General features: G+C 57.6%; 7 protein-coding genes and 4 tRNA genes. All 11 read left to right on the top strand.

Translation table 11 applies throughout. The annotated features are described in order from the left end of the window. Positions 1-76: transfer RNA gene (locus tag RI563_RS11250), tRNA-Lys, on the top strand. Positions 77-156: 80 nt separating this feature from the next. Continuing rightward, a tRNA-Leu gene (locus tag RI563_RS11245) sits at positions 157-241 on the top strand. Positions 242-300: 59 nt separating this feature from the next. After that, positions 301-1,614, top strand: a complete 1,314-nt coding sequence (gene tig, locus RI563_RS11240; RefSeq protein ID WP_310694476.1) for a trigger factor — start codon at positions 301-303, stop codon at positions 1,612-1,614. Between the two features lie 29 nt (positions 1,615-1,643). Continuing rightward, positions 1,644-2,279, top strand: a complete 636-nt coding sequence (clpP, locus tag RI563_RS11235) for an ATP-dependent Clp endopeptidase proteolytic subunit ClpP (RefSeq protein ID WP_310694475.1) — start codon at positions 1,644-1,646, stop codon at positions 2,277-2,279. 135 nt (positions 2,280-2,414) lie between these two features. Then, a complete protein-coding gene (clpX, locus tag RI563_RS11230) occupies positions 2,415-3,698 on the top strand; it encodes an ATP-dependent Clp protease ATP-binding subunit ClpX (protein WP_310694474.1) in 1,284 nt (427 codons plus the stop codon). A gap of 141 nt (positions 3,699-3,839) precedes the next feature. Further along, the gene (gene lon / locus RI563_RS11225; protein ID WP_310694473.1) at positions 3,840-6,263 is read left to right on the top strand and encodes an endopeptidase La; all 2,424 of its coding nucleotides are present in this window, start codon (positions 3,840-3,842) and stop codon (positions 6,261-6,263) included. Positions 6,264-6,444: 181 nt separating this feature from the next. Then, positions 6,445-6,735 (top strand): HU family DNA-binding protein, encoded by a 291-nt coding sequence (locus tag RI563_RS11220; RefSeq protein WP_310694477.1) that lies wholly within the window; start codon positions 6,445-6,447, stop codon positions 6,733-6,735. Between the two features lie 13 nt (positions 6,736-6,748). Next, positions 6,749-6,824 (top strand) — tRNA-Val (locus tag RI563_RS11215). Positions 6,825-6,828: 4 nt separating this feature from the next. Further along, positions 6,829-6,905: transfer RNA gene (locus RI563_RS11210), tRNA-Asp, on the top strand. A 255-nt stretch (positions 6,906-7,160) separates the two neighbouring features. After that, positions 7,161-9,086, top strand: coding sequence for a SurA N-terminal domain-containing protein (locus RI563_RS11205; RefSeq protein WP_310694472.1), 1,926 nt, complete (start codon positions 7,161-7,163; stop codon positions 9,084-9,086). Between the two features lie 89 nt (positions 9,087-9,175). After that, the coding region (locus RI563_RS11200; protein ID WP_310694471.1) for a cation:dicarboxylate symporter family transporter at positions 9,176-9,419 on the top strand (244 nt) is incomplete at its 3' end.

Genomic DNA, 9,419 nt, shown 5'->3' with positions numbered 1-9,419 from the left:
GGGCCGTTAGCTCAGTTGGTAGAGCAGGGGACTCTTAATCCCTTGGTCGAAGGTTCGAGTCCTTCACGGCCCACCAGTTTCCTGGCCGATTTCCCCGCAAAGCGCACGGATTACACCTCCACCCTCGGTCTCTGTATAATCCCCTGACGAGTATTCGCGGAAGTGGTGAAATTGGTATACACGCCAGATTTAGGTTCTGGTGCCGCAAGGCGTGTGGGTTCGAGTCCCACCTTCCGCACCATATGAATGATATTTTGTTAACTGTCTGAATTTTAAGAAATAAATGACGAGGTCAAACACATGCAAGTCTCTGTAGAAGCCACCGGGGGTCTGGAACGCCGGATGACAGTGAACGTCGACGAGGAGCGAATCGCCTCGGCGGTCGATGATCGGCTCAAAAACATGACCCACACCGTCAAGCTCAAGGGCTTCCGCAAGGGCAAGGTGCCGTTCAAAGTGGTCAAGCAGCATTACGGCAAGCAGGTGCGAGATGAAGTGGTCGGCGAGGTCGTGCAATCCACCTTTTATGAAGCCGTCAGCCAGGAAAAACTGCAGCCGGCCGGTAACCCGAATTTTGACGATTTGAAAAACGAGCCGGGGCAGGGGCTGGCCTATACCGCCACCTTTGAAATTTATCCCGAATTCGAACTGGCCCCCATGGCCGAGCAGACCGTGGAAAAACCGGTGACCGAGATTGGCGAGGCGGATATCGACAAGATGATCGAGACCATCCGCAAACAGAACGTCAGCTGGCAGTCGGTGGAGCGCGAAGCCAAAGAGGGCGATCGGGTCACTCTCGACTTCAAGGGCATGGTCGATGGCGAAGCCTTTGAAGGCGGCAGCGGCGAGGGGATGCAGGTCGAACTGGGCTCGGGCCGCATGATCCCCGGTTTCGAGGACGGTCTGATGGGCGCCAAAGCCGGTGAAGACCGGACCCTGAACGTCACTTTCCCCGACAACTATCACGTCGAGACGCTGGCCGGCAAACCGGCGGTATTTGAGACACATATAAATAGTGTCGAGGAAGCGGTTCTGCCCGAAGTCGATGCCGAGTTTGCGAAGCAACTGGGCGTGGAAAGCGGCGATCTGACCGAGATGCGCAATGAAGTCCGGGCCAACATGCAACGAGAGCTGGACGAGCGTCTGCGCGCCAAGCTCAAGGAAGCGGTAATCGAGACCCTGCTGGCCGCCAACTCAATCGATGTACCCAAATCCCTGGTGGAAAACGAGGAACGCACCCTGTTACAACAGATGCTGCAGAACCTGGCCAGCCAGGGGATGCAACAGCAGGATCTGTCCGGTCTCAATCCGGAAATGTTCAAGGAGCAGGCCGAAAAACGCGTGACCCTGGGGCTGATTATGTCGGAGATCGTCAAGGCCAATGACCTCAAGGTGGAGCCGGAGCAGGTCAAGGCGCGCATCAGGGAGATCGCAGCCCCTTACGAACAGCCCGAGGAAGTGGTCAAATGGTACCAGTCCGATCGCCAGCGTCTGAGCGAAATCGAATCGCTGGTATTTGAGGATCAGGTCGTCGACTGGGTGGTCGATCAGGCTAAAGTGGTTGAGAAACCGGTCTCATTTGATGAAATAATGACGTCCGAAAACGCGAAATAACAAGCTAGTAGCTTAAAGGATAGGTAGTCGTGACCGATAATCATAGCAAGCACACCGATACCGTGGCCCAGCTGGTGCCCATGGTGGTTGAGCAGACTTCGCGCGGCGAACGCTCTTATGACATCTATTCACGTCTGCTCAAAGAGCGGGTGATCTTTGTGGTGGGGCAAGTCGAGGATCATATGGCCAACCTGATTGTGGCCCAGCTGTTGTTCCTCGAGTCCGAAAATCCGGACAAGGATATCCACCTTTATATCAACTCGCCCGGCGGTTCGGTAACAGCAGGGTTGTCGATTTATGACACCATGCAGTTTATCAAGCCGGATGTCAGCACCATGTGCATCGGGCAGGCGGCCAGCATGGGTGCGGTATTGCTGGCTGGTGGGACGAAGGGCAAGCGGTTTGGCTTGCCACATTCGCGCACCATGATTCATCAGCCGCTGGGCGGTTTCCAGGGGCAGGCGTCGGATTTCGAGATTCACGCCAAGGAAATCCTGGATGTGCGCGAGCGACTGAACCGGATTCTCGCCGAGCATACCGGTCAGCCGCTGGAACAGATTCAGAAGGATACCGACCGGGATTTCTTCATGAGCGCATCACAGTCGGTGGAGTACGGGCTGATTGATGAGGTTATGACCAACCGGGACAGTGGCAAGGACGCATAGAGCGGTTTTATGCCGGAGCCGGGCGGTAAAAGCCTGTTTGCAATAGGGCATTTAAACTGTGCATCCGATACTTGAAAAATGCGCCAAATCGACGCATGGTATGAATACAGTCAGCACACATTTTGAGGTAGGGACATGAGTGACGACACAACCAATTCCGGTGATAACGGCAAGCTGTTGTACTGCTCTTTCTGCGGCAAGAGCCAGCACGAAGTACGCAAGCTTATCGCGGGTCCCTCCGTGTTTGTTTGTGACGAGTGTGTTGAGTTATGCAATGACATCATTCGCGAGGAAGTCCAGGAGCAAAGCGGTTCGGTAACCGGCAGCAAACTGCCGACGCCGCACGAGATCCGTGAAAAGCTGGATGAATACGTCATCGGTCAGGAACGCGCCAAGCGGGTGCTGGCCGTGGCGGTATACAACCATTACAAGCGTCTGGAATCGGGTCAGAAAAAAGACGATGTGGAGCTGGCCAAGAGCAACATCCTGCTCATCGGGCCGACCGGCTGTGGCAAGACCCTGCTGGCCGAGACCCTGGCCCGGCTGCTGAACGTGCCGTTCACCATCGCCGATGCCACGACCCTGACCGAGGCCGGTTACGTCGGCGAGGATGTGGAAAACATCATCCAGAAGCTGCTGCAAAAATGCGACTACGACGTCGAGAAGGCCCAGACCGGCATTGTCTATATTGACGAAATCGACAAGATTTCCCGCAAGTCGGATAACCCCTCCATCACCCGGGACGTCTCCGGTGAGGGTGTGCAGCAGGCGCTGTTGAAGCTGATCGAAGGCACTGTGGCTTCCGTGCCGCCCCAGGGCGGACGCAAGCATCCGCAGCAGGAGTTCCTGCAGGTGGATACCGGCAACATCCTGTTTATCTGCGGGGGCGCCTTCTCCGGTCTGGACAAGATCATCCGCGATCGTTCCGAACGTGGCGGGATCGGCTTCGGTGCCGAGGTCAAGACCAAGCAGGAGAAGAAAACGCCCAGCGAAGTGGTCAGCGAGGTCGAGCCCGAGGATCTGACCCGTTACGGTCTGATTCCCGAGTTCGTCGGGCGTCTGCCGGTGATCGCCACGCTCACCGAGCTGGACGAGGAAGCGCTGGTCGAAATTCTGACCCAGCCCAAGAACGCGCTGACCAAGCAGTATCAGAAGATGTTCGAACTGGAAGGGGCCGAGCTGGAATTCCGCGAATCCGCTCTCAAGGCCGTGGCCCACAAGGCCATGGACCGCAAGACCGGCGCACGCGGGCTGCGCTCCATTCTTGAAGGGGTGTTGCTGGATACCATGTACGACCTGCCCTCATTGGAGGATTTGAACAAAGTGGTCATCGACGATTCGGTGATTCGCCAGGAAGGCGACCCCCTGTTCATTTATGAAAGCTCGGATTCCTCCAGGGCGGCATCGGCCGAAGACTGAAACGATTAAGGGGTATTTCGATACCCCTTAATTTTTGTAGGCATGCAAAAATAGCCGGCGACTGTTGAATTCCTGAGTGCAGAACCCCAGATTAGCCTGTAACGGTCCCCGGGACCTCACGCAAACAAGAGATAGCTGATTATGTCCGAAATGATTGAAGAACCGTTGACCGAAATTCCGGTCCTGCCGTTGCGGGACGTGGTGGTCTATCCCCACATGGTCATTCCGCTGTTCGTCGGTCGTGAAAAATCGATTCAGGCGCTGGAAGCGGCCATGGAAGACAACAAACAGATTCTGCTGGTGGCGCAAAAGAGCGCTGCCGAGGATGATCCCAAGGCCGACGACATGTACCGCATCGGTACCGTGGCCAGCATCCTGCAACTACTCAAACTGCCTGACGGGACCGTCAAGGTACTGGTCGAAGGGGGCAAACGGGCCAAGGTTCTGAACTTCAACGAAGCCGAGGACGAGTACTTCACCGCCCAGGCCAAGGTGCATGAAGAAGAGACCGTCGATGATCGCGAAGCCGAGGTGCTGGTGCGTTCATTGACCACCCAGTTTGATCAATACGTCAAACTGAACAAGAAAGTTCCGCCGGAGATTCTGACCTCCCTGTCCAGTATCGACGATCCCAGTCGTCTGGTGGATACCATTGCCGCGCATATGTCGCTGAAGATCGAGGAGAAACAGAAAATCCTCGAAAACTTCTCGCTGCGCGATCGCGTGGAACAGCTGATGGGCCTGATGGAATCGGAAATCGATCTGCTGCAGGTGGAAAAACGGATCCGCGGTCGCGTCAAACGCCAGATGGAGAAGAGCCAGCGCGAGTACTATCTGAATGAACAGATGAAAGCGATCCAGAAGGAACTGGGCGAAATGGACGACGTGCCCAACGAGATCGAGGAGCTGGAAAAGAAAATCGAAGAAGCCGGCATGTCCAAGGAAGCCAAGACCAAGGCCAAGGCCGAGATGAACAAGCTGAAGATGATGTCGCCCATGTCGGCCGAGGCCACCGTGGTGCGCAACTATCTCGACTGGCTGGTGGGCGTGCCCTGGAAAAAACGCAGCAAGGTCCGCAACGATCTGGCGCGCGCTGAACAGGTGCTGGAAGAGGATCACTATGGCCTGGAGAAGGTCAAGGAACGCATCCTCGAATACCTGGCCGTGCAAAAGCGCATGAAGAAAATGAAAGGCCCCATCCTGTGTCTGGTGGGTCCGCCCGGGGTCGGCAAGACCTCCATCGGTAAATCGATCGCGCGCGCGACCAACCGCAAGTTCATTCGCATGGCCCTGGGTGGCGTGCGCGACGAGGCGGAAATTCGCGGCCATCGTCGCACCTATATCGGCTCCATGCCGGGCAAGGTGGTGCAGAATCTGTACAAGATCGAGACCCGTAACCCGCTGTTTTTGCTCGACGAGATCGACAAGATGGCGATGGACTTCCGTGGCGATCCGGCCTCGGCCCTGCTCGAGGTTCTGGATCCGGAACAGAACCATACCTTCAACGATCACTATTTGGAGGTCGATTTCGACCTGTCGGACATCATGTTCGTGGCGACCTCCAATACCATGAATATTCCGGCCCCGCTGCTGGATCGCATGGAGGTCATTCGTTTGTCCGGTTATACCGAGGACGAGAAGGTCAACATCGCCCTCAAATACCTGGTGAGCAAACAGGTCAAGGCTAACGGGCTCAAGGAAGGCGAGGTGGATATTACCGAAGAGGCCCTGCGCGATATCGTCAGGTACTACACCCGCGAAGCCGGTGTGCGTAATCTGGAACGGGAGATCGCCAAGATCTGCCGCAAGGTCGTCAAAGAGGTTCTGCTGGAGCCCTCCGAAACCACCGTGGTGGTCAAGGCGGAGAACCTGGAAAAATACCTGGGCGTCAAACGCTTCCGCTTCGGCCTGGCCGACGAGCAGGATCGGATCGGGCATGTGACCGGCCTGGCCTGGACCGAGGTGGGTGGCGATTTGCTGACCATCGAAACCGCGGTCATGCCCGGCAAGGGCAAGCACAACATCACCGGCCAGCTGGGTGACGTGATGAAAGAGTCCATCCAGGCGGCCCTGTCGGTCGTGCGCAGCCGCGCCAATGTGCTGGGTATCGAACCGGACGTGTTCGAGAAGAAGGACATCCATGTGCATGTGCCTGAAGGGGCGATCCCCAAGGATGGCCCCAGTGCCGGTATCGGTATGTGTACCGCGCTGGTCTCTTCCCTGACCGGCATCCCGGTGCGGGCCGACGTGGCCATGACCGGCGAGATCACCCTGCGTGGCGAGGTGCTGCCCATCGGCGGTCTCAAGGAGAAGTTGCTGGCGGCCCATCGGGGTGGTATCAAGACCGTGCTGATTCCGCATGAAAACGAGCGGGACCTGACCGAGATCCCCGACAATATCAAGGAGAAACTCGATATTCGCACGGTCCGCTGGATGGACGAGGTGTTTCAGGTGGCATTGACCCGCCAGCCCGAGGCCCTCGATCCGGCCAAGGGTGAAGAGAAAGCCGAGGTGGTCAAAAACAGCGATAACCCGGATCAACCGGGCACACTGCGGCCGCATTGACCCTGAAAACGACGGGGATTGGCAGGCTTGTCAAGGATTTTATTATCGGCGTACAGCGTTAAACCGGTAATGATTCCTTGACCGTCTGTGGCTCCCGTTGGTATAAAAATTCCCAAATAATATCCTGTACGACCGCCGGTCTTGGGCTGGCGGTGTTTTTTTACCTCAAACAACACTGAAAATAAGGGGGACCCCCACTGTGAATAAAGCCGAACTGATCGATGCAGTTGCCGAAGGCGCCGATATTTCCAAAGCCGCCGCCACCCGTGCCGTAGATACCATGTTTGACAGCATCACCAACACCCTGAAGCAGGGCGACCAGGTGACGCTGGTTGGCTTTGGTACTTTCTCCGTGAAGGAACGTGCGGCCCGTACCGGACGCAACCCGCGCACCGGTGAAGCGATCCAGATCGCTGCTTCAAAAGTTCCTGGATTTAAGGCTGGAAAAGCGCTGAAAGATGCCGTAAACTAGCGCGCCTTTGCTGGGGTGGTTAGCTCAGCTGGGAGAGCATCGCCCTTACAAGGCGAGGGTCGCAGGTTCGATCCCTGCACCACCCACCAGTTCGGACCGGTAGTTCAGCTGGTTAGAATGCCGGCCTGTCACGCCGGAGGTCGCGGGTTCGAATCCCGTCCGGTCCGCCAACGCTGAAAAGGGCGAGCTTTAACGAGCTCGCCCTTTTTCTTTTTCAGTCCCACCGTCAGGTACAACCGCCCTTTCAGAGCAAGATCTGCTGCGGGCCGGCAAGGTACCCCCACTACGTGCCGATTCAATTTTGATTCGCGTGCGCGCAGGTTGTTTTCAGGTATCTGCGGCTGATCGGGATTGGTAACGCATATATTTTCGGCGCCGAATCAGAGTAAAATAGGCCTTCCACTCACAACCCGACTCCTCTAGTTATGATGCAACTGATTCGTGATCGCGCCAAGGGGCTGTTTGTCTGGTCCATTGTCGGTCTGATTATTATCACCTTTGCCCTGTTTGGCCTGAGCAGCTATCTCACCGGTGGGGGGGGGCCGAGCAGCGTGGCGGAAGTGAACGACACCGAAATCACCGAAAACCAGTTGCTACGCGCCCAGCGGAATTATCTGGAGCGTTTACGGCAATTTCAGGGCGATCAGTTCGATGCCTCCCTGTTCGATAATGCGCGCATCAAGCGCGAGGTATTGCAGGGACTGATTCAGCGCGAACTGGTTCAGCAACATATCAACGACACCGGCTATCAGCCCGGCTCCCAACAGGTGCTCGATGCCATTCAACAGTACGACGCTTTTCAGGAGGAGGGTCGTTTTTCCAGCGCCCGTTACAAGACATTATTGCGGCAGCAGGGGATCGCGGCCGAACAGTTCGAGCGGGATGTGGCCAGTGACCTGGCGTTCGAACAGTTACGCAACGGGATTGCCGCCAGTGCCTTTGTCACCGACGCCGAGCTGCAACGCTATTTGCGCCTGAAATACCAGCAGCGCGAGATCGGCTATCTGGTGCTGGATGTTGCCAGGTTTGTGGACCAGGTCGAGGTGGATGAGGCCAAAATCGAGCAGTTTTACCAGGCCAACCGCGGCCGTTTCGTGACACCCGAGAAAGTCCGTCTCAACTACCTGGAGCTCGATCTGCAGGAGCTGGCCAGACAATATGAAGTCAGTCAGCGGGAAGTCGAGGAATTCTATGCCAGCCAGCAGGATCGGTATCGTGAGGGCGAAGAACGTCGCGAGGTGCGCCATATTCTGATCGGCATCAACGCCGAACGCACCCAGAGCGAAGCACTCGAAACAGCTCAACAACTCTATCGCGAGCTTCAGCAGGGCGCGGATTTTGCCGAGCTGGCGCGGGCGCACTCGGATGACCCCGGCTCCGCCAGTCAGGGGGGCGATCTGGGGCGGATTGAACGCGACGCTTTTGATCCCGACTTCGAGCAGGCCGCTTTTGCCCTTGAGGAAGACGCGATCAGCGAGCCGGTTAAAACCCGCTTCGGGTATCACCTGATCAAGGCCGAAAAGGTGGTGTCACCGCCGGTGAAGCCCCTCGCCGAGGTCGAAGATGAAATCCGCCAGGAGCTGCGCATGCGCCAGGCGGAACAGGATTTCTATGAGAAAGTCAGCGAGCTGGAGCGTTACAGCTATGAAATGCCTGATTCGCTGCAGGGCGTGGCCGAACAGCTCGATCTGAACGTCCAGCAAAGCCCGTTGTTGACTCGCCAGGGCGGGGAGGGCGTGCTCGGCCACCCGAAGGTAGTGAATGCGGCCTTCAGCGAGGAGGTGCTGCAGCAGCGACGCAACAGTGAGGTACTGGAGCTGAGCGATACCCATTTTCTGGTGTTGCGGGTCAACGAACACGAACCAGCCAGTGAAAAATCCTTGCAGGAAGTCCGCCCGCAGATCGTCCGGCAGTTGAAGCGGCAACAGGCGCAGCAGCTGGCCGTCGAGGCGGCGCAGTCCATCCAGGCCGAGCTGGAGCAGGGCGTTGCGCCCCAGACGCTGGCGGCGCGGTATGACGCCGACTGGCAGGCACCCGGGTTGATCAGCCGTCGTGCGCAACAGGAAGGTGCGCAGCTGGACGAGAGTCTGCGTCAGGCGGCGTTTCGGATGCCGGCCCCGGATGAACAGGGGCAACCCAGCGTGACCACCACGGCCCTGTCCAACGGCGATGTGGCCGTGATTCGCCTGCAGGCGATCCGTGAGGGGGAACTGCCCGAAGGGGAAACCCTGACGCGCGAACGCCGGCAACTGGCCGCCGCCTTTGGTGTCAGCGAATACAATGCCCTGGTGGAAAGCCTGCGTCAGGCGGCGAAAATCCGCATCAGCGACTCCCTGGGCGACGAGGAGTAAATACCCCGCATCAGGGCGCTGTTCGGCTGTGTTGAAATCGTGGCAGTGACCTGACAAACCGGCACGCAGGTAGACGAAGGGATTAGGCCATGCTGAAACTCAAACTCCACTGGCAGATCCTGATTGCGCTGGTACTGGCCGTGCTGATCGGGGCCTGGGCCGGCCAGGAGGGCAGCCTGCTCGGTGTGCGCCTGTACAGTGTCTTCGATTTTGTCGGTAGTCTGTTCCTCAATGCCCTGAAGATGATCATCGTGCCGCTGATCGTTTCCTCGATCCTCGTCGGCATTGCCGGCATCGGCGGCGGCCACGGGCTGGCCCGGCTCGGCGGCAAAA

Source organism: Thiohalophilus sp. (assembly GCF_031581315.1).
Lineage (GTDB): Bacteria > Pseudomonadota > Gammaproteobacteria > UBA6429 > Thiohalophilaceae > Thiohalophilus.
This window is presented reverse-complemented; position numbering and strand designations above follow the sequence as displayed.

Bases quoted from the DNA above. Each gene is read 5' to 3' on its own strand.
- tig (WP_310694476.1), top strand. From the start codon at position 301: ATGCAAGTCTCTGTAGAAGCCACCGGGGGTCTGGAACGCCGGATGACA.
- clpX (WP_310694474.1), top strand. From the start codon at position 2,415: ATGAGTGACGACACAACCAATTCCGGTGATAACGGCAAGCTGTTGTAC.
- lon (WP_310694473.1), top strand. From the start codon at position 3,840: ATGTCCGAAATGATTGAAGAACCGTTGACCGAAATTCCGGTCCTGCCG.
- RI563_RS11205 (WP_310694472.1), top strand. From the start codon at position 7,161: ATGATGCAACTGATTCGTGATCGCGCCAAGGGGCTGTTTGTCTGGTCC.